The following is a 25,519-nucleotide window of genomic DNA, read 5'->3' as shown; positions in this document are numbered from 1 at the left end:
TTCATATTTTTTGAGGCTATATATTGATGACTAGCTAAACCCACCGCATGATCAAGATCAAAAAACCCAAATTAAGCTTTTGGCAAATTTTTAATATGAACGTTGGATTTCTTGGGATCCAATACAGTTTTGGTTTACAACAGAGTGCCATAAATCCAATATTTCTTTTTTTGGGGGCAACAGAAGAAATGCTTCCTATCTTAAATATCGCAGGTCCCGTTACAGGATTGATCGTGCAACCCATTATCGGAGCGGTGTCCGATAAAACCTGGTCACCTCGTTGGGGTAGGAGAAAGCCTTTCTTTTTGATCGGAGCACTGATGGGCAGTCTATGCCTGTTTGCTTTTCCATTGAGTCCCGCCCTATGGTTCGCAGTGGGATTATTATGGATTTTGGACGTAGGCAACAATATGGCCATGGAACCTTACCGTGCATTTGTTGGAGATAAACTGCCAGAGTCACAATTTAGTATTGGATACCAAATGCAAAGTCTGTTTGTGGGAGCTGGTATACTTTTGGCCAATGCATCCATCTTTTTGTTCCAAGATTGGTTCGGAGGTGGGCAAGAGGTCGAGGGGGCTGTTCCCAAATGGTTGTATTACTCCTTTTTTATAGGGTCGTTCCTTTCCATAGTTACTATTTTATGGTCCGTTTTAAAAACGCCTGAGATTCCACCTACGGATGAGGAGTTGGCAGAGATCAACAAGCATAAAGCATTGCCCTTTGCAGAGCGCGTAAAGGTGCCTTTTGTAGAAATTATCCATGCCGTGAAGGAGATGCCCAAATTTATGTGGAAACTCTCTGCGGTATACTTGTTTCAATGGTACGCCCTTTTTGTGTATTGGCAATATATAACACCTTTGTTTAGGGTCTCCTTGGGTTATGATACCTCGGAAGCGGCGGCCCAAGCGGCCAAAATGAGCACGACCTATAATGTGGTCACGGCTGTGGTTGCCTTGGTCTTGGTGCCGCTTACCATGCGCTTTGGTGGTAAAAAAGTCTACGCATTGAGTTTATTGGGAACCGCTGTGGCACTGTTTACCATACCCTTTATTCAAGATCCTGTCTTTGTGTTGTTTCCCATGGTTCTTTTTGGAATCGGGTGGGCAGCTATGATGGGTATTCCGTACAGTATGGTATCCAAAGTGGTCCCACAGGAGCGAAGGGGAGTGTACATGGGTATTTTGAATATGATGATCGTTATCCCCATGGGAATCGAAACACTTACATTTGGACCGATATTCAAAAACCTATTGGGGGGCAATTCTGTAAATGCCATGCTCTTTGCGGCGGTATTTTTTACCCTTGCCGCGGTTTTGGCCATGCGGCTCAATGTGTCCAAAGCCAAGGACGAGTATTCTTTGGATGCCTAAATCCAGCAATGGCAGATGGTTGACTATGGGTTGAATCTTTCAATCGCAACCTATCTTTAAATTGATTCTTTGGATTTTAAGATAAAACCGATGAATGTCCTAACTTTACCAATTCATTTTTGAAAATATGAGCAAGGAAAAGCAAAGACGGGAGGCATTGTTGTACCACGCAAAGCCCCAACCGGGAAAAATTAAGATCGTACCTACAAAACCATATTCCACACAACGAGATTTGGCCTTGGCTTACTCGCCTGGAGTAGCAGAGCCTTGTCTGGAGATTGAAAAGAACAAGGACGACGTATACAAGTATACCGCAAAGGGGAATATAGTTGCAGTTATATCCAATGGAACGGCAGTCTTGGGTCTTGGAAATATAGGTCCTGAAGCCTCTAAGCCCGTAATGGAAGGGAAAAGCTTGCTCTTCAAAATATTTGCTGACATCGATGGAATTGATGTGGAATTGGACACTACCGATGTCGATCGTTTTATTGAGACCGTCAAGACCATTGCTCCCACATTCGGGGGAATCAACCTTGAAGATATCAAGGCGCCCGAAGCATTTGAAATCGAACGCAGACTCAAGGAGGAGCTCGATATCCCCGTTATGCACGACGATCAGCATGGTACCGCGATAATTTCTGCTGCAGCTTTGCTCAATGCCTTGGAAATTGCCGACAAAAAGATTGAAGAGGTGAAAATAGTGGTTAGCGGAGCAGGTGCCGCTGCCGTTTCCTGTACCAAATTGTACAAAGCATTCGGTGCCTTGGCCGAGAATATTGTGATGTTGGACAGTAAAGGTGTCATAAGAAGCGACAGAGAAAATCTCAGTGAAGAGAAGAAGGAGTTCGCTACGGACAGAAAAATTGATACCCTAGAGGATGCCATGAAGGATTCCGATGTGTTCATTGGACTTTCCATTGCGGATATCGTTTCGCCGGAAATGCTTAACTCCATGGCCGAGAATCCCATTGTATTTGCAATGGCCAATCCAAATCCAGAAATTGAGTACAATCTGGCATGTAAGACCAGAAAAGATATCATTATGGCAACCGGACGTTCCGATCATCCCAATCAGGTGAACAATGTGCTCGGGTTTCCATTTATTTTTAGGGGTGCCCTGGATGTACGGGCTACCAAGATCAATGAAGAAATGAAGATGGCAGCGGTAAGGGCCTTGGCCGATCTTACCCGTGAGCCTGTGCCAGAACAGGTGAACATTGCATACGATGCAACCCGTTTGACGTTTGGCAGAAATTACATTATCCCAAAACCGTTCGATCCCAGATTGATTACCACAATTCCTCCGGCAGTGGCCAAAGCGGCCATGGAAAGCGGAGTGGCCAAATTCCCCATACAGGATTGGCAAAGATATGAGGAGGAGCTTTATCAAAGATCGGGCAACGATAACAAAGTGGTTCGATTGCTTCACAACAGGGCCAAGGTCAACCCAAAACGAATCGTGTTCGCGGAAGCAGAATTGTTGGATGTGATGAAGGCCGCGCAAATTGTACATGATGAGGGAATTGCCATCCCCATTCTTCTTGGGAACAAAGAAATCATTGAGCATTTGAAAAAAGAACTGGAGTTTGATGCCGAAGTTCCGATAATAGATCCTCGGTCTGATGAGTTCAGTGAAATGAGAACACGTTATGCCCTTAAGTTATGGGAGTCCAGACAACGAAAGGGCGAAACAAAATACAGTGCAAGGGTAAACATGGGCAAGCGAAACTACTTTGGTGCCATGATGCTCAAAGAAGGGGATGCCGATGGAATGATATCCGGTTATTCAAGGGCCTACCCAAAAGTCCTCCGCCCGGTCTTTGAAGTATTGGGCAGGGCCAAAAATGTTCAGAATGCAAGCACCGTAAACATTATGATCACCGATAGGGGACCGCTATTCTTGGCGGATACTTCCATCAATATCGACCCCAATGCAGAAGAGTTGGCGGAGATTGCCCAAATGACGGCCAATGTGGCCAAAACATTCGGGTTTAATCCCGTAATGGCTCTACTTTCCTATGCCAACTTCGGCTCCTCCAGCCATCCTAATGCCCAAAAGGTTAGGGAGGCCGTAAAATTGTTGCACGAAAGGAATCCAGATTTGGTGGTGGACGGCGAGATTCAAACTGATTTTGCCCTTGACCCCGAAATGAGCAATAAGAACTTCCCGTTTTCTAAGATCTCCGGTAAAAAGGTCAACACTTTGGTATTTCCCAATCTCGAGTCGGCCAACATTACCTACAAACTTTTGAAAGGCCTGAACAATGCCGATTCCATAGGTCCTATCATGGTCGGACTTACCAGGGCTGCCCATATTTTGCAATTGGGTGCCAGTGTGGATGAAATGGTGAACATGGCAGCAGTGGCCGTAATCGATGCCCAGGAACGCGAGAAGCGAAGAAAGGCCAAAATGCAGGCAAATTAACATATCAACGAGACAGGAAATGATCACCCATTTAAGAGGAAAGTTAGTAGAGAAAAATCCAACTTATGCCATTGTTGAGTGCAATGGAATAGGCTATTTTTTGAACATTTCCCTACATACCTTCTCCTTGTTGAAGGATGAAGAAAACATTTTCATTTATACGGATCTATTGGTAAAGGAAGATTCCCATACCCTGTTCGGATTTGCAGAACGTGCCGAACGAGAAGTGTTCCGTTTGTTGATATCCGTTTCCGGTGTTGGAGCAAGTACGGCACGGACCATGCTATCCTCTCTTTCACCGGCCGATGTTAGGGATGCCATAGCCAATGGTGATGTGCCCACAATCCAGTCTGTAAAAGGGATTGGAGCGAAAACCGCCCAACGCGTAATCTTGGACCTAAAGGACAAGATTTTAAAAGTGTACGACATAGGTGAAGTTTCACAACAATCAAACAATACAAATAAAGAAGAAGCGTTATCTGCATTAGAGGTTCTTGGTTTTACCAGAAAGCAATCTGAAAAGGTAGTGGACAAGGTACTTTCCCAAGATACTTCGTTAAGCGTAGAGAACATTATTAAACAGGCGCTGAAAAATTTGTAACTAGTTTGAAAAAAGGGGCAAAACCAATACTTAAACCAATACGTTTTAAGTACATCTTCTTTGTTGTTTGTTTACTGTCCATATCCAACCTAATGGCACAGGAAACCAATGAACAGGTTCAAGATTCTGTAAAAACAGGGGTTGAACTTGGTCGCCTTATCATGGAAAATCCTGATAGCATTGTTGCAAAGTATACCTACGACCCCAAGACCAATACTTACGTTTATACAGAAAGCATAGGTGATTTCAATGTCAATTACCCTGTGATCCTTACACCACAACAATATTATGATCTGGTGGAGAAGGAACAGATGAAATCCTATTTTAAGCAAAAGGCAGATGCCTATGCCGGTAAAAAGGAAGGAAGTGAAGAGGCAAGACGTAATCTTTTGCCCAACTTCTATGTGAACAGCAACTTTTTTGAGACCATTTTTGGAGGAAATACCATTGAGGTGATTCCACAAGGGTCCGTAGCCATGGATTTAGGCGTGCTGTGGCAGAAAAATGACAATCCGGCCCTGTCCCCAAGAAACAGAACCAATCTCTCCTTTGATTTTGATCAACGTATTAGCTTGAGTTTGTTGGGAAAAGTAGGCGAGCGACTGCAAGTGACCGCAAATTATGATACCGAGGCCACATTTGATTTTCAGAACCTTGTCAAGTTGGATTATACACCGACCGAGGACGATATTATTCAAAAAATTGAAGTAGGTAATGTGAGCATGCCGCTCAACAGTTCCCTGATCACTGGCGCCCAAAGTTTGTTCGGTGTCAAAACGCAGCTTCAGTTTGGGAGAACTACCGTGACAGCAGTTTTTTCTGAACAACGATCACAAAATAACACAGTGGTCGCCCAAGGTGGTGGTACGGTCAACGAATTTTCTCTGACAGCTTTGGATTACGATGAGGACAGGCACTTTTTCTTGGCCCATTATTTTAGGGATACTTATGATAGAGCCTTGGAATTTTATCCTTTGGTGCGGTCGCAAGTGCAGATTACCCGATTGGAAGTTTGGGTGACCAACCGGAACCAGCAAACACAAAATGTTAGAAATGTAGTGGCCATCCAGGATTTGGGAGAGGCCATTTCGGACAATACACGAATCGGTAGTAACAATGGGGACCCTGCAGGGTTCTTCAATGCATCTGCTGTGGCAACGGGACTTCCACAGAATGGCGCTAATTCTTACGATCCCAATCAAATTGGCAGTGGAGCACTGACCCAATCCATTCGCGATATCGCTACGGTGGAATCAGGTTTCAATATACCCGGTTACAATGTTAATCAAGGTTTCGACTATGCTATTCTGGAAAATGCCAGAAAATTGGAACCTGGACGTGATTATGAGTTTGATTCACAATTAGGATATATTTCCTTGAGCCAGAGTTTGAGCAACGATGAGGTTTTGGGAGTCGCTTTCCAATATACCTTTAATGGTCAAGTGTATCAGGTGGGTGAATTTGCCAATGGTGGCGTAGATGCCACCACGATACCACCCAACTCGAATTTGATTGAGAACAATTCATTGGTTTTGAAATTGCTCAAGAGCAACATCACCAATGTGCAGGATCCCATCTGGGATTTGATGATGAAGAACATCTATTCCACGGGAGCCTATCAATTGAGCCAAGAGGATTTTAAACTCAATATTCTTTATTCCGATCCAACACCGAGAAACTATATTACTCCGGTAGATCCCAATGCAGGATGGCCCGTGGGATTGCAAGATCAAATATTATTGAGCGTTTTCAATTTGGATCGTTTGAACACGTATAACGACCTGCAGCCCGGAGGGGATGGTTTTTTTGATTATGTGGAAGGAATCACAGTGGATTCACAATCCGGCCGAATCATTTTCACAAAGGTTGAGCCATTTGGTGAATTTCTTTTTGAACGATTGGGTGGCGGTGTGTATGATGTTGATGGCGATCAAGGCTATAATCCCAACCAGAGAAAATATGTATTTCGCAATATGTATGCGAAAACCAAGGCGGCCTCTTTGCAAGATGCAGAGAAAAACCGTTTTCAGATAAAAGGGAGGTACACCTCACAATCCGGCAATGGAATCCCGATCGGTGCCTTTAATGTGCCCGAGGGTTCCGTGACAGTTACAGCTGGTGGTCGTCAATTGCAGGAGGGGATAGACTATACAGTAAACTACCAGGCAGGGACCGTACAGTTGTTGGACCCAAGTTTGGAAGCTTCCAATACGCCCATCAATATCTCCGTGGAAAACAATGCCGTATTCGGTCAGCAGACCAGAAGGTTTGCAGGGGTGAACGTCGAACATAAGTTCAACGATAAATTTGTCCTTGGGGGAACTTTACTGAACCTGAACGAGAGACCGCTCACCCAAAAATCAAATTATGGTATTGAGCCGGTGAACAATACAATTTTCGGACTTAATGGAAACTTCAGTACCGAGATTCCCTTCCTTACCCGATTGGCAAACAAGTTGCCCAATATAGATACGGATGTGCCCTCCAATCTATCCGTTCGTGGCGAGGTGGCATTTTTACGTCCCAATTCGCCAAAAAATGCAGATTTTAGGGGTGAGACCACTACCTATCTGGATGATTTTGAAGGCGCACAGGCGTTGATTGATATACGGTCTTCACTGGGATGGACTTTAGCCAGCCCACCTGTTGAATTTGTAAATGACAGAACAGGAATTGATGTGGGTTATGAGCGAGCCAAGATGGCATGGTATACCATCGACCCCATATTTTATACAAACCAACGCCCATCGGGTATGTCGGACAACGATATATCATTAAACTCCACCCGAAGGGTATTTATCGATGAGGTGTTTACCGAAACCGATATTGCCCAAGGGCAGACCCAGGTGCAAAGTACATTGGATATTGTTTATTATCCGAACGAAAAAGGTCCTTACAATGCCAATCCAAATTTCGAGTCGGAGACTCCAGATACTAAATGGGGTGGGATCATGAGGCCATTGAGCAGTACAAATTTTGAACAGTCCAATGTAGAGTTTGTACAATTCTGGGTACTGGATCCCTATATAGATGGGGAAACCAACGATGTAAATGCCGGGGAACTGGTCCTTAACCTGGGAAACATTTCCGAGGATATCTTAAAGGATGGGAGAAAACAATACGAGAACGGATTGCCTGCAAGCACCAATAACGAGGTGCCAAGGGAGACCATTTGGGGGCAAGTTCCTTCCACGCAATCACTGGTATATGCTTTTGATGCGGATGAGGCCAATAGGTCTGCCCAGGACCTTGGACTCGATGGTTATGATGATGCAGCGGAAGCGGCCATTTACAATGGACCTGCGGAAGATCCTGCTTTGGACAACTATCAGTACTACCTGAATAGGGAGGGTGGTATATTGGAGCGCTATTTTGACTTTAACAATACCCAAGGGAATTCACCTGTTGAGGTGACCAATACCAATAGGGGGTCCACTACCTTGCCCGATGTCGAAGATATAGACCGTGATCTTACGATGAATACGGTGAACAGTTATTACGAATATCGTATACAGATCAAACCGAACACAACCATAGATGATCAATATGTGACCGATATTCGTGAAGGGCAAACACCCACATTGCCAAACGGTACCCAGTTGAACAGAAGATGGATTCAGTACAAAATTCCATTGAGCGATTTTACCGATGCCGTTGGTGGGATATCCGATTTTAGGTCCATTAGTTTTATGCGGATGTACCTAACCGGGTTTTCGGATGATGTAGTCCTGCGTTTTGCGACTTTGGACTTGGTCCGTGGTGATTGGAGAACATATACCAATAGTTTACAGCCCGATGTCGATAACGATCCTTCCGATGATGCTACCGTAACCGATGTGAATACCGTGAACATTGAGGAGAATTACGGTAGACAGCCCATTCCGTATGTGCTGCCTCCAGGCGTAATCCGCGAGCAATTGAACAACAACAATACCATTATCAGGCAAAATGAGCAATCATTGTCGTTTGTTGTGGAAAACTTGGAATCACAAGATGCTCGGGGGGTGTTCAAAAATGTGAACATAGATGTGCGTCAGTATAAACGTCTAAAAATGTTTATGCACGCTGAGAAACTGTTCAATACCGATTATTCGGATAATGATACGCCACTGGTTGGGTTCTTAAGGATAGGCACCGATTTCTCTGAAAACTTCTATCAAATAGAATTGCCGCTTCAGTTTACCTCTTATGGAGCCACCTCACCTGATGAGATTTGGCCAGATGTCAATGAGATAGATGTGGCACTGAGTGATTTGAACAAGGTGAAATCCAAAGGGATCTCGGATCAGACGCTTAATGAAATCAACTATTATGAGATAGTCAATGGTGAAGCTGTACCTGTGGATGAATTTGCACCACGCACTCTGGGGACCCTTCGAATAGGTATTCGAGGTAATCCCTCTTTGGGGAGTATCCGAGGAATGATGGTGGGTATCAAAAACATTGATGATATTCCCGCCCGAGGCGAAGTTTGGTTCAATGAACTTCGTTTGGCAGGTCTTGAGAACAATGGAGGCTGGGCAGCGACCGCAGCACTGGATGCTAATATGGCCGATTTTGCAAATGTTACCGCAACTGGAAGTAGGAGTACCTCCGGATTTGGTTCCATAGATCAGACACCAACCGAAAGAGCATTGGAAGATGCTATATCCTATGATGTGGTCACCAATGTAAATGTGGGGCAATTGTTTCCCAAGAAATGGAATTTGCAATTGCCATTCAACTATGGGATTTCGGAAACACTGATCACGCCAGAGTTCGATCCGGTTTATGATGACCTTAGATTGGACGATAGGATTGCTGCCGCTGCTACGGCTGAGGAAGCCGAGACCATTAAAGAGCAAGCGGAAGATTATACAAAGCGTACCAGTATCAACTTGATAGGGGTCAGAAAAAATAGAGGTGAGGAAGCCGAGGAGAATTTCTTTGATGTTGAAAACTTTACCTTCAATTATTCCTATAACGAAACCGACCACAGGGATTTCGAAGTGGCCGAACTCCGTGATCAAAACGTATCTACAGGTTTTGTGTACAACCATAACTTCAGACCTGCCCCTGTCGCACCTTTTGCTAAAAAAGACTCCATGCTCACGGGGAAATATTGGCAATGGTTAAAGGATCTTAACTTTAATGCGTTGCCCACAAGTCTGTCGGTAAATGCAAATTACAATCGTTCATTCAACCAACAACGGTACAGGGATGTTCTGGAACCGGGAGTAGATGCCTTGGAACTTCCATTGCTACAACAAAGAAATTATTTGTTCAATTGGCAATATGCATTGAACTACAGTTTAACAAAGTCACTACGCTTGAACCTTACAGCCTCCAATAACAATATTGTCCGTAATTATTTTAATGTGGATGATGATCGTGATTCTGGTATCAATCAGGCCCTTGACCTTTGGGATGGCTTTTTTGATATTGGTGAGCCCAATAGGCACGCTCAACAAATGCAATTGAATTATGAATTGCCCTTCAGTAAGATACCGTTCCTCAATTTTATCAATGCGCAGTATACCTATACCAGTAATTTTGATTGGCAACGAGGCGGTGATGCACTTTTAGAGGTTGCCGGGGAGCATATTAATACGGTTCAAAATGCAAGTACTCATAATATTACAGCGAACATGAGTATGCAGCGTTTATATGACTTTTTGGGCCTTAAGAAGCGCGATGGCAAGGTGACTGCAAACCAAGCAGCAGTTAGAAGGGACAAGGCAGGGAACCCGGCCAATGGAGCTGAGCCCGATGGTCCTCGAAAGACCGGTAAGGGTTTCAATACTTTGGTGGATGTACTCACAATGGTTAAGCGTGTCAATGTAAACTATAGCGAGAACCGTGGAACCGTATTGCCAGGTTATACACAATCCATAGGATTTATTGGGACAACGCGACCAACCTTGGGCTTTGTGTTCGGTAGCCAGGCAGATGTGCGATTTGAAGCGGCACGAAATGGGTGGCTCACGGATTATCCCGAATATAGCAACCAGTTCATGCAGAACACCAACAAACAATTGAACATTACGGCCACGGCCCAACCTACACAGGACCTGACAATCGATTTGAGCGCCGATAGAAATTATATGAGTTCTTCTCAGGAAAGCTATAGTCCGGAAGAATGGATGAACGGGTTGGACGGGCTGGTGAACGAGATGGGGAACTTTAGTATTTCCACGATGATGATCGGGACTGTTTTCAGTAAGAGCGATGAGTTTGATTCCGAAACCTTTGAGCAGTTCAAACAGAACAGGATCACCATAGCCAACCGTTTGGTGTCCGATAGGGGCGAAGCACCGGGAGAATTGGACGAGGACGGTTTTCCACAACGTTATGGAAAAACACAACAAGACGTATTGCTGCCGGCATTCTTTGCAGCTTATACAGGTCAGGACGCTGAACGGGTGAACATGGATGCGTTCCGTGAAATACCAATCCCGAACTGGAACATAAAATATACCGGTTTGATGAAGAATAGGTGGTTTAAAAGGAAGTTTAAACGATTTTCGCTGAGCCATGGGTATAGGGCTGCCTACAGTGTCAACTCTTTCCAGACCAATTTGGAGCGCCAAAATACCACTATCGATGCCGAGACAGCAGATTGGTTGCCAAAAACCCTGATCAATAATGTGGTGCTTACCGATGAGTTCAGCCCGCTGATGCGTGTCGATTTTGAGATGCAAAACTCTTTCAGTTTCTTGGCGGAAGTCAGAACCAGTAGAACATTGTCCCTTTCATTCGATAATAATCTATTAACTGAGATTAACGGAAACGAATACACTGTTGGATTGGGCTACCGTTTCAAGGATGTGAAATTTGTGACCAATATCGGTGGTGAGAAGACACGTTTGAAAGGCGACCTAAATCTAAAAGCGGATATATCACTCAGAGATAACATTACCATTATACGTAATTTGGATATTGATAACAACCAGATCACTTCCGGACAAAGATTGATGTCCTTAAAGTTCACGGCTGACTATGCCTTGAGCAAAAGTCTCAATGCCCTGTTCTTTTATGACCATTCCTTCTCTGAGTTTGCAGTTTCGACGGCATTTCCACAGACCACGATCAATACTGGATTTACCTTAAGATATAACTTTGGTAACTAATACCGGGCTGATTTTGCCATTGAATCATTTTGTGGTAAAGTTTCTTTGAAAAGCTTTCCGCAATCTGTTACATTTGTCCATCAACTAATTCAAATTGAAAGTAATGAACATACCATCAGAACTTAAGTACACAAAAGACCATGAATGGGTCAAAATCGATGGAGATATCGCTACCGTTGGAATTACGGATTTTGCGCAAAGCGAGCTTGGGGACATAGTTTATGTTGAGGTGGAGACCTTGGATGAAACACTGGACAAGGAAGAGGTTTTTGGGACGGTAGAGGCCGTAAAGACCGTTTCTGATTTGTTTTTGCCCTTGAGCGGTGAGATCGTTGAATTCAATGAGGCATTGGAGGATGAACCCGAAAAGGTGAATTCCGATCCTTATGGCGAAGGTTGGATGGTTAAAATCAAAATAAGCGAGCCTTCCGAATTGGATGGATTAATGAGTGCCGATGATTACAAGGCATTGATAGGTGCTTAAAAAATACCTTTATACCTTATTGTTTTTAGGTTGGGTGGTCATTATTACGGTGCTCAGCCTATTTTCTTTTTCCAGTATGGATTTGGACACAGGAACCCTTAATATTCCATATGCCGATAAAATAACCCATTTCATATTTTATATGGTGTTCGGTTTTACAGGATGTCTAAGTTTACGGGAAAGAACCAAGGGAAGTCTTGGATTGGCAAAGACCTTGAAGATTGTCTTGGTTTTGGCTATTATATATGGTATACTTATAGAAATATTACAATTTACCTTAACAACAGACCGAATGGCGGAGATGGGCGATGTATTGGCCAATACATTGGGAGCATTTTCAGGAATTGGGCTGATTCGGTGGGTTTTTTCTAAGAAAAACCCGTTAAAATGGAAATTTTAATTGTTTATTTAACCAATTAATAATTAAATTAGCAAACACTAAATTAAGAAAAGGAGAAAAAGGATGGAACCAAAAAAGAACCCGAAAGCAGACGTAGGAAGAAACAGCGCACTATATTTCGTTATAGGATTGGCGGCTGTCTTGGCGTTGGTATACGGAGCCATGGAGTGGAAAAAATACGACAAGGTCAACAACTACGACATTTCTATGAATGTTGAAGATCAATTGGACGAAGAAGTGCCAATGACCGAGCAGATTAAGACTCCACCGCCACCACCGCCACCTGCTGCCCCCGAAGTTATCGAGGTTGTAGAGGATGAAGAAGAGGTGGAAGAGACCGTTATCGAGTCTACCGAAACCAGCCAAGAGGAAGAGGTAATCGAAATCGAGGAAGTTGAAGTGGAAGAGGTAGAAGAGGATATTACCGTGCCTTTCGCAGTAATCGAGGATGTACCTGTATTCCCAGGTTGTGAAGGAGCCAGTGACAAAAAAGCTTGTTTCCAAGAAATGATGCAGCAACATATCCGTAAAAACTTCCGTTATCCTGAAATTGCACAGGAAATGGGTGTTCAAGGTAGGGTAAGTGTAATTTTCGTTATCCAGAAGGATGGTAGCATCGGAGACATTAGAATGCGCGGACCGGACAAAAACTTGGAAGCTGAGGCGATGAGAATTATTCAGAAGTTGCCTAAAATGACACCTGGAAAACAAAGAGGTAGACCTGTAAAAGTACCTTTCAGTATTCCAATTACATTTAAGCTTCAGTAAGAATTATACAATTCCTGTCGAGGCAGGAATGGGAAAAGCCCGGATGATATTCATTCGGGCTTTTTTTATGGATTCAAGTGCAAGAATCATAAAACGTTACCTTTGGTTGCATAAGATGTATGCTGGCGTTATCTTTGCCAGCCAATAAAGAAGTGGATGAAATCTGCCGTAGGTTCCGTAAAAAATAATACCCTTTCCTTACTGTTTTCGGACTTTAAGGAGATTACTAAGGCCAAACTGGCCATAAGTGTGGTTTTTTCCTCCATAGCCGGATATTTTTTAGGTGCAGATCAGGTCAACTTCGTGTCACTTTTGTTACTGATGTTCGGGGGATACTGCATGGTTGGTGCATCCAATGCTTACAACCAAATTATAGAGAAAGATCTTGATGCTTTGATGAAACGCACCAGGAACAGGCCCATACCTTCTGGTAGAATGTCCGTAAAATCAGCACTTATCATCGCAGTTGCTTTAACGGTTATCGGAGTTTTGTCCTTGTTGGCATTGAATCCCAAGACCGCCATGTTCGGAGCAATTTCCATCTTTTTATATACCAGCGTCTACACGCCCTTAAAAACCAAGTCGCCACTGGCTGTATTTGTTGGTGCGTTTCCAGGTGCGATACCTTTTATGTTGGGTTGGGTCGCTGCTACCGACAACTTTGGTATAGAGCCAGGGACATTGTTTATGATTCAGTTTTTTTGGCAGTTTCCACATTTTTGGGCGCTCGGCTGGATGCTGGATGATGATTACAAACAGGCGGGCTTTAAAATGCTCCCCACTGGTAAAAAAGATAAAGGGACCGCAATTCAGATTATTCTTTATACTATTTGGATGATCGTGATTTCCATTGTCCCAGTGTTCGGTTTCACAGGGCGCTTGCACTTGTCCGTTCCGGCGGCAGTGATCGTATTGCTTTCCGGATTGGTCATGTTGTTTTTTGCATTTAGATTATATGAGAAAAGGGACAACCCTTCGGCAAGAAGGTTGATGTTGGCCAGTGTTACCTATATTTCATTGATTCAAGTAATTTACGTCGTAGATAAGTTTATAAGTTAATATGGATTTGACCCAAGGAACAGCGGAAGAAAAGAACAGAAGGGCAAAGAAGATGATGCTCTGGTTCGGTATTGTTAGTTTGATTATGGGGTTTGCCGGTTGGACCAGTGCCTATATCGTGAGCAGTAAGCGTGAGGACTGGGTAAGCGACCTAGAACTGCCTAGTGCTTTTTTCATCAGTACGGCAATGATCATACTGAGCAGCATTGCCTATTATATGGCCAAAAACTTTGTGGCCAAGGGGAACCAAAAGATGGGCACTATTTTATTGTTGGTCACACTTGCTTTGGGGGTCACTTTTATATCACTTCAGTTTGTAGGTTTTTCTCAAATGTTGGAAAATGGGTATTATTTTACCGGTCCCACTAGTAATATAAAAATGTCCTATGTATTTTTGATCGCAGCAGTGCACATTGCCCATGTAGTGGCAGGATTGATATCACTTTTGGTGGTCTTGGTGCGACAGATAGGAAGTAAATATACCCCTGATAATATGTTAGGGATGGAATTGGGTGCCACTTTTTGGCATTTTCTGGATTTTATTTGGGTATATCTTATACTATTTATGTATTTCGTGAAATAAAACCTGATTGGAGCAGTTTTCATTCAAGTTTGTCTTTTCCAATACATCAAAAAATGTAAATTTGTGAAAGTTTTAATAAAACGACCTTTTATATGGATGCAACGGTAAGTACCGGTACAGAAGATAGCGTTTGGGGAGGTGGAAATAAACCTCTGGGCGCTAGCTATGGAAAAATGATGATGTGGTTCTTTATCATGTCTGATGCCTTGACCTTTTCCGGGTTTTTGGTAGCCTATGGCTTTTCAAGATTTAAGTTTATAGAATTATGGCCTATCGCCGATGAAGTGTTCACGCACGTACCATTTTTTCACGGGAACTACCCAATGTACTATGTGGCCTTTATGACCTTTATCTTGATTATGTCCTCTGTGACCATGGTGTTGGCCGTGGATGCAGGTCATAAGATGAAACAGAAAAGTGTAATTCTTTATATGTTCCTTACCATTATCGGTGGTGCCATATTCGTTGGCTCACAGGCATGGGAATGGGCCACCTTTATTAAAGGTGATTTTGGAGCTCTTGAGACCAACTCAGGTAGGATTCTCCAGTTTGTGGATGCTGAGACCGGAGAGCGTGCAGCCTTGGCGGATTTTGCCAAGACCTTGCCAGAGGAAAGGGTAAAGCACGTTGCCAGCGAAGGTATCTGGTTCCAATCAGAAGGTTACCAAACATCCTACTCGTTGAACGAGGTAGTGGAAGGATTCAAGGCCACGCCAAATATTCTTATACGTACCGAGCAGTTGAACGAGGAAGGTGAGAAGACCCTTTTGGATAGAAAACAATCCTTGGCGAAAATCTTGGAAGCCAATCAGGTGGTGGAAGGTGCAAATTTGGTGCACAATGAATATGGCCATAGGTTATTTGCGGATTTCTTCTTCTTTATTACAGGATTTCACGGATTCCACGTATTCTCCGGTGTTGTGATCAATATTATTATTTTCTTCAATGTTATTTTGGGAACCTACCAGCGTAGGGGGCATTATGAGATGGTTGAGAAAGTAGGTCTGTACTGGCACTTTGTGGATTTGGTATGGGTTTTCGTATTTACATTCTTTTATTTGGTTTAAAAACATTGATTATAAATGGCACACGAGCATAAACTTGAGATTTTCAGAGGACTTTTAAAATTTAAGTCGAACACCCAAAAAATTTGGGGAGTACTTATATTTCTCTCTATAGTAACGACCGTGGAGGTTGCTTTGGGTATCGTTAAACCAAAATTTTTGACCCATAGCTACTTTTTGGGGATGAAATTGCTAAACTGGATTTTTATAATCCTAACCTTGGTAAAGGCCTATTACATTGCATGGGACTTTATGCACTTAAGAGACGAAAAGACTCCGTTGCGAAGAGTAATCGTATGGACCCCCATATTTCTAATATGTTATTTGATATTCATCCTGCTTTTCGAAGCTGACTACATTTATAATGTATATAGCGATGGATTCATAACTTGGAATTTCTAAGAAAGCATTTAACAAATTTAAAAGACGGTTTTCCAACCGTCTTTTTTTATTTTTGTACGGTTTTGATACTATGAAGAAGAAAGTCGTATTAGCAGTCCTTTTTATCCTTCCCGTTGTGGTTTACCTGTTCTTTGCATCAGGTGTAAATAATTTTGGCCGTCTTCCCATTCTTACCGAAAAGGTCGACGATGTTTCAACCATTGATTCCCGCGTTCAACTTAAAAATAAGATTACCATTTTAGGTTTTTTGGGAAACAATGTAGAGGCTATGCAAGGGAATGCCTTTAACCTGAACCAGAAAATCTACAAGAGATTTGGGGAATTCAACGATTTTCAAATTGTCATGGTCGCAACTGAGGGCTCCGAGGCCAAGGTGGACGAGCTAAAGACCGAACTGGGCAAACTGTCGAATGTGGACAAATGGCATTTTGCCTTTGGAGAGGAATCCGAAATAACCGCATTCTACAATTCGCTTGATACTAATTTGGAGCTTGATGACAATTTATCCATGCCTCATGTTTTTATAGTGGACAAGGATTTAAGCCTAAGAGGGCGAACCGATGATGAGGATGAGGGCATTAAGTACGGATTTGATACTTCGTCAGTAGCGGAGCTGAACAATAAAATGGTTGACGATGTTAAGATAATCTTGGCAGAGTACCGACTAGCGTTAAAAAAGAACAATGCCGACAGGAGCAAATAACAAAAAGAAACACACCTATATCTGGGTGTCCGCAATAATTCTCATTTTTGGGATTTTTGCAGTTTATGAAATTACCAAAAGGGTAAAGGGAGGCACAATCGTGGAGAATGATCGCATGAGCGGAACCTCCAAAAATGTGGAAGTGGGTTTTGTGGTCAACCAAGGTGAAAAACGAAGTGTTCCGGAATTCTCGTTTTTGAACCAAGATAGTGTAATGGTCACTAACAAAGATTATCTGGGTAAGGTCTACGTGGTCGAGTTCTTCTTTACCACATGCCCCACGATATGTCCCATAATGACCAAGAATTTGGTGGAGCTGCAGGATACTTTTCAGGATGATGAGGCATTTGGAGTGGCATCCTTCACCATTAATCCACGGTACGATACCCCCTCGGTGCTTTCAGCTTATGCCGATAAATATGGGATTACGGATAAGGATTGGCACTTGATGACTGGTGATCAAGAAAAAATATACGCCTTGGCACAGGAAGGTTTTTACATATTTGCCAATGAGGACCAAGCTGCACCAGGTGGTTTTGAGCACTCGGGCATGTTCGCGTTGGTGGATAAAAATGGGTATATTCGCTCTCGGAAAGATGAGTTTGGGAACCCCCTGATTTATTACAGGGGAACCATTACAGAGGAGCAAGGAGAGAATAGCGATGGGGAGACCCAACAGATTACTATATTGAAAGAGGACATAAAAAAACTATTGGCAGAATGACCGATGAAGTAACGTTAAGGGAAAAACGGTTCAATAAGTTGATCACCGTGATATCCATAGCCATTCCTTTGGTTGTGGCATTATTGTTCGGGTATAGGATTCCAAATGCTAAACCATTATCTTTTTTACCACCGATTTATGCAGGAATCAATGGTCTAACTGCAATTTTATTGATAGCTGCCATTGTAGCCATAAAAAATGGAAGGCAACGTATACATCAAAGGTTGATGACGGCCAATATTATACTTTCAGCGTTGTTTTTGGTCATGTATGTCGCTTATCACATGACATCCGAAACGACCATTTTTGGTGGTGAGGGTCCCATTAAATACATCTATTACTTTATTTTGATGACACATATTGTGTTGTCCATTTCAGTGATTCCATTGGTGTTGATTACTTATTCAAAGGTCTATTTGGACGATTTTGAGAGCCACAGACAATGGGCTAAATATACGTTTCCCATATGGCTTTACGTGGCCATCACGGGTGTTTTGGTCTATGTGATGATTTCACCATATTATCCATATTAAAGACTTACATGAGAACAAGATTGCTGGTCATATTATTTTTATTTTTGGTTTTCCCCACTTTCGCCGAAGCCCAATGTGCCATGTGCCGAGCGGTGGTGGAAAGCGAGTCCGATGGTAAAACTGCAGAGGCCATTAACAACGGAATCATATATCTTATGGCCGTTCCTTATGTCTTAGTCGCTGGCCTATTCTATTTCATTTATCGGAAAATGAGGGGTTAAAAACCCATTATTTTTACTTCAAACTGTAACATTTGTCGGCTTTAGTGGTCTTATTGGTGAACCATTGCGTTACTCATCAATCAAAAATCGCTAACCCATGTTCGACCTTGAACGGTGGCAAGAAATATTTGACACCATACGAAAGAACAAACTCCGCACCTTTTTAACGGGGCTTTCCGTGGCCTCCGGAATATTTATATTGGTAATCCTTCTAGGATTTGGCCAAGGTATGCGCAACGGAATCGAAAACGAGTTCAAGCAAGATGCATCCACCAGTGTATGGGTTTGGCCGGGAATAACTTCTAAAGAATACAAAGGCCTGAACCCTGGAAGACGGATTCAGCTGGTCAATGAAAATTTCGATAAGGCAAGTGCTATGTTCCAAGACGATATTGAATATGGTTCGGCTAGGATTTTTGTTAGAGGGGTGAGTGTAAACTACGGGAAGGAGGCACTTATCTATGGGGTTCAGGGTGTGGCATCGGATTTTCAATTTATCGAGAATGCCAAAATGCTCGAGGGTAGATTCATCAATTACCAAGATGAAGTGTCCAATGGTAAAGTGGCCATCATTGGAAATAAGATAAAAACAGATGTTTTTGCAGAAGTGGATACTCCCATTGGCGAGTTCATAGATATTTCTGGTATCCCATTTAAAGTAATAGGGGTATATAAAGAGATGGAAGATCGAGAAGAGGAAAGGATCTATATACCCATTACTACTGCCCAACGCACTTTTAACGGGGGTAATAGACTTAATAATCTGTCCTTTACCCTACCGCCAGTGGATAATTTTGATCAGGCAGTGGCACAGGCCGTTGATTTTAAGAACGGACTTAGGCAGTATTTGCAACAAGCCCACACAATAGCTCCGGACGATACAGGGGGTATAGAGGTTTGGAGTGCCATGGAAGAGGCCAAACGTTATTATGGCCTCACCAACAATATCAAGCTTTTCTTCTGGTTTGTGGGAGTGTGTACCATTATTGCAGGGGTTGTAGGGGTTAGCAATATTATGATGATCGTAGTAAAAGAACGAACTCGTGAAATAGGTATACGAAAGGCCCTTGGAGCAAAGCCATGGTCCATTATTGGCATGATTTTGCACGAAGCCATTTTTGTTACCGCGATTTCAGGTTTTGGCGGACTTATATTTAGTATGGCGTTATTGGAACTCGTAGGTCCCAATATTGAGGTCGACTATATCATGAATCCGTCCGTGAACTTTAATGTGGCCTTTTCAACGGTAATTGTATTGATCGTGGCAGGAACCTTGGCAGGTTTTGTGCCCGCATACCGAGCAGCAAGAGTAAAGGTAATCGAATCCTTGAGGGACGAATAAACTAAGCTGATATGTTCAATAAAGATAGATGGCGGGAAATTATCGAGGTGCTCACGACCAATGTGTGGCGCACCATCTTCACGGCCTTTGGTGTCTGCTGGGGAATTTTCATCCTTATTGTGCTTTTGGCGGCAGGTAAAGGATTGGAAAACGGTATCAAACAAGATTTTGGAAACATAGCCACAAATACCATGTTTATGTGGACCAGGGCCACTACCAAGGGCTACGAAGGTTTGCCAAAAGGCAGACGGTTTGAATTTAAAATAGGTGATGTGGAAGCTCTTCGGGACAATGTTCCCAATCTCAGGTTTATCTCTCCACGTAACCAACTGGGAGGCTTTGGTGGGAACAACAATGTAGTCCGTGGTATTCGAACAGGGGCTTACAATGTGTATGGGGATTATCCCGAAATCATTAACCAAGACCCTATGGCCGTCACTTCGGGGAGATTCTTGAACTATAACGACATCAGGGAGAAAAGAAAGGTGGCCATCATCGGGCAAGGGGTCAAAAACGATCTGTACGATAAGGATGAAGAAGCCCTTGGTACCTATATCAAAATACAAGGAGTGAATTTTATGGTCATTGGTACTTATAAAAAGAACAATAGCGGAGGAGGCGAAGAAGGCCAAAAGGAGATATTTGTGCCCTTTACTTCATTTTCACAAGCCTTTAACCGAGGAGAAGACGTGGGGTGGATGGCCATTACGGCAAACGATGGCAGTTCCATTTCGCAGTTAAAGGATAAAATAGTCGATGTGATGAAGCAGCGTCATAAAGTTCACCCGGAGGACACCCGGGCAGTAGGCTATTTTGACCTGTACGAGCAATACAATCGTGTTGAAAGTCTTTTCGGGGCCTTAAAGGCGGTTGCTTATATCGTAGGGATCATGGTTTTGCTTTCAGGGATTATAGGTGTCAGTAATATCATGCTCATCGTGGTCAAGGAACGTACCAAGGAAATAGGCATACGTAGGGCGTTGGGCGAACAGCCATGGTCCATTAAAAAGCAAATTTTAATGGAATCCATTTTCCTGACATTGATTTCAGGTATGGTAGGGATCATATTGGGTTCCTTGGTCATATTCGGTATCAATTCCCTTTTGGACAGTATTGGTCCAGTAGATATGTTCATGAGTCCAAGTGTCAGTGTAGGCGTAGTCACAGGGGCTTTGACCATTTTAATGGTCTCGGGACTGTTGGCAGGATTTATCCCGGCACAAAGCGCAATAAGGGTTAGGCCCATAGAAGCATTGCGAACAGAATAGAATAATAGGTAAGAATCAATCAATTAACAATAATAGAAATGAAAAAATCGGTAACCATTGTCATCTTGTTGCTCATCGTAATAGTGTTCGGTGGCTCCATGTACTACTTGTATCAAAAGAATGCAGAGGACCCTGTAGTGTATGAAACGGAAACCCCATCCAAACAGACCATTGTAAAAAAAGCGGTGGCCACGGGCAGTATCCTGCCTTTGGAAGAAGTTTTGATAAAACCCAATATCTCAGGGGTCATCGAAGAGATTTATGTGGAAGGAGGGGATTATGTGAAATCCGGAGATCTTCTGGCCAAGATCAAGGTCGTTCCGAATCTCTCCGCTTTAAATGATGCACGAAATGCCATTGATGAGGCCAAGATCAACTTGGATGACCAAAAAAGGAATTATGAGCGTCAATCAAAACTCTTTGGCAAGGGTGTGGTGCCCAAAACCGACCTTGAGCGGGCGCAAGTATCCTATGATCAGGCAAAACAAGCCTATGCAGCTGCCAATAAAAGGTACGATATCGTAAAAACTGGAACCACGAGCGGTTTGAGCAGCTCGGCCAATACCTTGATCAAGGCGACTGTTAGCGGAATGGTACTTGAGGTGCCGGTAGAGGTGGGCAATCAGGTAATCGAGAGCAATACCTTCAACGAAGGTACTACCATTGCAGCCATTGCCGATGTGGATAAAATGATATTTGAGGGCAAAGTGGATGAATCCGAAGTCGGGAAGATAAAGGAAGACCTGCCGTTGGAAATTACCGTAGGGGCCATTGAAAACCGTGTCTTCGATGCTGTCCTGGATTATATTGCTCCCAAGGGCAAGGAAGAAAACGGTGCCATTCAGTTCGAAATAAAGGGAACCTTAAAAAAGAACGATACCGTATTTATCAGGGCGGGCCTCAGTGCCAATGCATCCATAATTTTGGCAAGGGCCGATAGTGTATTGGCCGTGAAGGAAGCCCTGGTCCAGTTTGACGATGATACAAAGAAGCCATTTGTGGAAGTTGAGACCGCTGACCAGCAATTTGAAAAAAAGGAGGTGGAACTAGGCGTCAGTGATGGCATTTTTGTCGAAGTACGGTCTGGTATAACGGCTTCTGACAAGGTTAAGGTGTGGAACGCGCTGGCTGAAGAATAATGGAAATACTACCATTTAGAAAAAAAGTGAAAAATCTTGTAACAATTTAACAACATATATGTCTTACTAGCAGAAGTAAAAGTAAGATAGCTAACGTCATCAATCATGATAGAAATCAAAGATCTTCATAAATCCTATAAAATGGGAAGCAATTCCCTTCATGTTTTAAAGGGAATCAATTTTAAAGTGGAAGAAGGTGAGCTGGTCGCCATTATGGGCTCTTCCGGTTCTGGCAAATCCACTTTGTTGAATATCTTGGGAATGCTCGATAGTGCCGATTCAGGTGAGTACAACCTTGATGGTGTTCCTATCAAAAACCTGAGCGAGACAAAAGCAGCCCAGTATAGGAACAAGTTCTTGGGCTTCATTTTTCAATCCTTCAACCTTATCAATTACAAAAGTGCCGCCGAAAATGTAGCACTCCCATTGTATTACCAAAAAGTACCTCGAAAGGAACGCCAAGAAAAGGCTATGAAGTATTTGGAAAGAGTGGGCCTTAAACCATGGGCAGACCACTTGCCTAGCGAACTTTCCGGTGGGCAGAAGCAAAGGGTGGCCATTGCACGCGCCATGGCAGCGGAACCAAAGGTGCTTTTGGCAGATGAGCCAACGGGGGCCTTGGACAGTAAAACATCGTACGAGGTCATGGACCTTATCCAAAAAATCAATGATGAAGGGAACACCATTTTGGTGGTGACCCACGAGGAGGATATTGCACATATGTGCAAACGTATCGTGCACCTAAAGGATGGTGTTATTGTGGAAGATAAAAAAGTTGAACAAGTAAGAGCGGAACAGTATGTTTGATCGGGACGTTTGGCAGGAAATATTCAATACGCTCAAGACCAATAAACTGAGGACCTTTTTAACAGGTTTCTCAGTGGGATGGGCCATCTTTATATTGGTGATGCTCCTTGCATCGGTAAATGGTATGCAGAACGGTTTCGTAGGACAGTTCAACGATGATGCCACCAATTCCATTTTTGTACGTCCGGGTACCACTTCCAAAGCATATGGTGGATTCGAGGCAGGTAGACGCATCCAATTGAAGAATGATGACCTTGAGTACATTAAGGAGAGTTTTCCAAAGGATATTGAATATATAAGTGCCAGATATTACGGCAATGCCACTGCTCGATATAAGGATGAAACGGGTTCTTATTCCGTACAGGCAACACACCCCGACCATCAGGCCATAGAAAAGACCTTGGTTACCGCAGGTAGGTATATCAACGAGGCGGATATCATCAACAAGGCAAAGGTGGCCGTCATCGGAAGAAAGGTTGCTGAAGATCTTTTCAAAAAAGAAGATCCGTTGGGGAAATTTGTTGAATTCAACGGATTGCCGTTCAGGGTCATCGGTGTATTTACGGATGATGGGGACGATAATGCCGAAAGACGAATCTATGCCCCTGTAAGTACCTATCAAAGAATTTATGGGAATACCAATGAGATAGCAAGTATTGCATTGACCTACAACCCAAATTATGATTTGGCCGAGGCACTCGAATTTTCGGAGCGTTTGGAAATATTAATGAAGAGAAGACATAAGATAGCGCCTGAGGACCAAGCAGGTCTCAATGTTTGGAATTATGCCGAAGCGTTCAATGATATCAGCAGCTTTACCGCTGTTCTTAAAGGGATAGGTATTGGAGTAGGGTTCTTGATCTTGATCGCTGGTATCGTTGGCATCGGGAACATCATGGTGTTCACGATCAAAGAACGTACAAAGGAAATTGGGGTAAGAAAGGCATTGGGGGCTAGGCCCAGACAAATTGTGAACCTGGTCCTTTTGGAGTCTGTTTTTATCACGGCCATCTCGGGATTTGTAGGCTTGTTGTTTGCCTGGATGATCTTGGCCGCAATCGGTCCAATGATCGAGACACCGGCATTCAGCAATCCATCGGTAAGCCTATCGGTTGTGGTTACGGCCACTATTATTTTAATAGTTGCAGGGGTGTTGGCAGGTTTGTTGCCGGCCATGAAAGCTGCAAATGTGAAACCCATTGTTGCACTAAGTGATAAATAGTTATGTGGTTATTTGATAAAGACTTGTGGATAGAAATTTTTCATACCCTGGGTAAAAACATGTTCAGGACCTTCCTGACCATGTTGGGGGTAATCTTTGCCATGATCATATTGGTGCTGTTATTGGGTTCTGCCAATGGTATGAGCAACGGATTCAATAAGCTATTTGCAGGAACAGCTTCCAATAGCTTGTTCGTATGGGGGCAATCTACCTCTGAGCCCTACAAAGGTTTCGAACGTGGAAGACGGATACGGTACAAATTGGAAGATGCGGATATTTTGAAAAAGCAGATTCCCCAGATAGAAGTACTGGCTCCTAGAATTGAGTTGGCAAGCCATAGGGGAACGGTAAGTGTATATAGAAATGGGCAGACCAGTGGTTCCGCCGTTTACGGGGATTATCCGGAGATAGATAACATTACCAAAAAGAAATTGGTGGAAGGTAGGTTCTTGAACCAAACCGACATTGAAGATTCCAAAAAAGTGTGTGTAATAGGGGAGGAAACCTATAAGCTCCTTTTTGAAAAGGGTGAAAAGGCCATGGGCGAGGAAATCCGAATCAATGGTGTTTATTTTACGGTGGTAGGAATCTATAAACCGAACAATAATATCAATATAGATGGTGAGAATGCGGTGTTTATTCCGTTTAGCACCTTTCAAAAAGCCTTTAATTCCGGTGATCGAATGGGATGGATGGCCATTGCAGTGGAGGAAAGTACCCCTGTAGCATTCGTGGAGAGCCAGATAAAGACCATCCTAAAGACCAAGTACGATATCCATCCAGATGACGAACGTGCCATAGGCAGTTTCGATATGTCGGAAATATTCAACAGTATTACTGCCTTTACCACAGTTCTTCAAGGGTTCTCATTCTTTGTCGGGATTTTCACTTTGTTGGCAGGGGTCATTGCGATCAGTAATATTCTTTTGATCACGGTAAAGGAACGTACCCAGGAAATAGGTGTAAGGCGAGCCTTAGGGGCCACTCCTATAATCGTTAAGCGCCAAATCGTGATCGAGGCGATCGTATTGACCGCGTTTGCCGGGCTGGTAGGATTTGCCATAGCCGTAGGAATATTGTCCATTATGAATTCCATGTGGGGCAGTGGGGACGATTTTCCCTTTGTACAGCCCATGATAAGTATACCTCAGTTTGTCATATCCTTTATCCTTATGGTAGGGCTGAGTGTGCTCATTGGACTGTTGCCTGCAAACAGGGCGGTAAAGATTAAACCTATAGATGCATTAAGAGAAGAATAATCATCAATACAATTAAATAACGAAATCAAATAA

Annotated in this window: 21 protein-coding genes; all 21 read left to right on the top strand. The window is 43.2% G+C overall.

The genetic code is table 11. The annotated features are described in order from the left end of the window. Positions 1-47 precede the first annotated feature (47 nt). Complete coding sequence (locus PY091_RS09740) at positions 48-1,373, top strand: MFS transporter (protein WP_289623506.1); 1,326 nt, start codon at positions 48-50, stop codon at positions 1,371-1,373. 127 nt (positions 1,374-1,500) lie between these two features. Next, on the top strand, positions 1,501-3,798 hold the full coding sequence (locus PY091_RS09735; RefSeq protein WP_275649477.1) for an NADP-dependent malic enzyme: 2,298 nt from the start codon (positions 1,501-1,503) through the stop codon (positions 3,796-3,798). 19 nt (positions 3,799-3,817) lie between these two features. After that, a complete protein-coding gene (gene ruvA / locus PY091_RS09730; RefSeq protein WP_275649476.1) occupies positions 3,818-4,399 on the top strand; it encodes a Holliday junction branch migration protein RuvA in 582 nt (193 codons plus the stop codon). Positions 4,400-4,404: 5 nt separating this feature from the next. Further along, on the top strand, positions 4,405-11,508 hold the full coding sequence (gene sov / locus PY091_RS09725) for a T9SS outer membrane translocon Sov/SprA (protein WP_417957001.1): 7,104 nt from the start codon (positions 4,405-4,407) through the stop codon (positions 11,506-11,508). Between the two features lie 103 nt (positions 11,509-11,611). Then, a complete protein-coding gene (gcvH, locus tag PY091_RS09720) occupies positions 11,612-11,992 on the top strand; it encodes a glycine cleavage system protein GcvH (protein ID WP_275649474.1) in 381 nt (126 codons plus the stop codon). Then, on the top strand, positions 11,985-12,392 hold the full coding sequence (locus tag PY091_RS09715) for a VanZ family protein (protein WP_275649473.1): 408 nt from the start codon (positions 11,985-11,987) through the stop codon (positions 12,390-12,392). The genes gcvH and PY091_RS09715 overlap by 8 nt, the downstream gene beginning before the upstream one ends. Before the next feature lie 63 nt (positions 12,393-12,455). After that, a complete protein-coding gene (locus PY091_RS09710; RefSeq protein WP_275649472.1) occupies positions 12,456-13,160 on the top strand; it encodes an energy transducer TonB in 705 nt (234 codons plus the stop codon). A 156-nt stretch (positions 13,161-13,316) separates the two neighbouring features. After that, positions 13,317-14,219, top strand: a complete 903-nt coding sequence (gene cyoE / locus PY091_RS09705) for a heme o synthase (protein WP_275649471.1) — start codon at positions 13,317-13,319, stop codon at positions 14,217-14,219. Between the two features lies 1 nt (position 14,220). Beyond that, entirely contained in the window at positions 14,221-14,802 is a 582-nt protein-coding gene (locus tag PY091_RS09700) for a cytochrome c oxidase subunit 3 (protein ID WP_275649470.1), read from the top strand. Positions 14,803-14,894: 92 nt separating this feature from the next. After that, on the top strand, positions 14,895-15,869 hold the full coding sequence (locus PY091_RS09695) for a cytochrome c oxidase subunit 3 (protein ID WP_275649469.1): 975 nt from the start codon (positions 14,895-14,897) through the stop codon (positions 15,867-15,869). Positions 15,870-15,884: 15 nt separating this feature from the next. Next, positions 15,885-16,268: a cytochrome C oxidase subunit IV family protein gene (locus PY091_RS09690; RefSeq protein ID WP_275649468.1), complete on the top strand. Its 384-nt coding sequence runs from the start codon at positions 15,885-15,887 to the stop codon at positions 16,266-16,268. Positions 16,269-16,338: 70 nt separating this feature from the next. Next, positions 16,339-16,971, top strand: coding sequence for a hypothetical protein (locus PY091_RS09685; protein WP_275649467.1), 633 nt, complete (start codon positions 16,339-16,341; stop codon positions 16,969-16,971). After that, positions 16,952-17,695, top strand: a complete 744-nt coding sequence (locus tag PY091_RS09680) for an SCO family protein (RefSeq protein WP_275649466.1) — start codon at positions 16,952-16,954, stop codon at positions 17,693-17,695. Before PY091_RS09685 ends, PY091_RS09680 begins: the two co-directional genes overlap by 20 nt. Then, positions 17,692-18,228: a DUF420 domain-containing protein gene (locus PY091_RS09675; protein WP_275649465.1), complete on the top strand. Its 537-nt coding sequence runs from the start codon at positions 17,692-17,694 to the stop codon at positions 18,226-18,228. Before PY091_RS09680 ends, PY091_RS09675 begins: the two co-directional genes overlap by 4 nt. An 8-nt stretch (positions 18,229-18,236) precedes the next feature. Beyond that, complete coding sequence (locus tag PY091_RS09670; protein ID WP_275649464.1) at positions 18,237-18,449, top strand: hypothetical protein; 213 nt, start codon at positions 18,237-18,239, stop codon at positions 18,447-18,449. Between the two features lie 97 nt (positions 18,450-18,546). Then, on the top strand, positions 18,547-19,791 hold the full coding sequence (locus PY091_RS09665; RefSeq protein ID WP_275649463.1) for an ABC transporter permease: 1,245 nt from the start codon (positions 18,547-18,549) through the stop codon (positions 19,789-19,791). A gap of 11 nt (positions 19,792-19,802) precedes the next feature. Beyond that, entirely contained in the window at positions 19,803-21,059 is a 1,257-nt protein-coding gene (locus tag PY091_RS09660) for an ABC transporter permease (RefSeq protein ID WP_275649462.1), read from the top strand. 38 nt (positions 21,060-21,097) lie between these two features. Continuing rightward, positions 21,098-22,198: an efflux RND transporter periplasmic adaptor subunit gene (locus PY091_RS09655; protein ID WP_275649461.1), complete on the top strand. Its 1,101-nt coding sequence runs from the start codon at positions 21,098-21,100 to the stop codon at positions 22,196-22,198. 105 nt (positions 22,199-22,303) lie between these two features. After that, the gene (locus PY091_RS09650) at positions 22,304-23,005 is read left to right on the top strand and encodes an ABC transporter ATP-binding protein (protein WP_275649460.1); all 702 of its coding nucleotides are present in this window, start codon (positions 22,304-22,306) and stop codon (positions 23,003-23,005) included. Then, positions 22,998-24,227, top strand: coding sequence for an ABC transporter permease (locus PY091_RS09645; RefSeq protein WP_275649459.1), 1,230 nt, complete (start codon positions 22,998-23,000; stop codon positions 24,225-24,227). Before PY091_RS09650 ends, PY091_RS09645 begins: the two co-directional genes overlap by 8 nt. A gap of 59 nt (positions 24,228-24,286) precedes the next feature. Beyond that, positions 24,287-25,486, top strand: a complete 1,200-nt coding sequence (locus PY091_RS09640; RefSeq protein WP_275649458.1) for an ABC transporter permease — start codon at positions 24,287-24,289, stop codon at positions 25,484-25,486. The last annotated feature ends 33 nt before the right edge of the window (positions 25,487-25,519 follow it).

This window comes from Flagellimonas okinawensis, assembly GCF_029194005.1.
Classification (GTDB): domain Bacteria; phylum Bacteroidota; class Bacteroidia; order Flavobacteriales; family Flavobacteriaceae; genus Flagellimonas; species Flagellimonas okinawensis.
The sequence above is the reverse complement of the archived record's forward strand: the minus strand, read 5'-3'. Positions and strand labels throughout refer to the sequence as shown.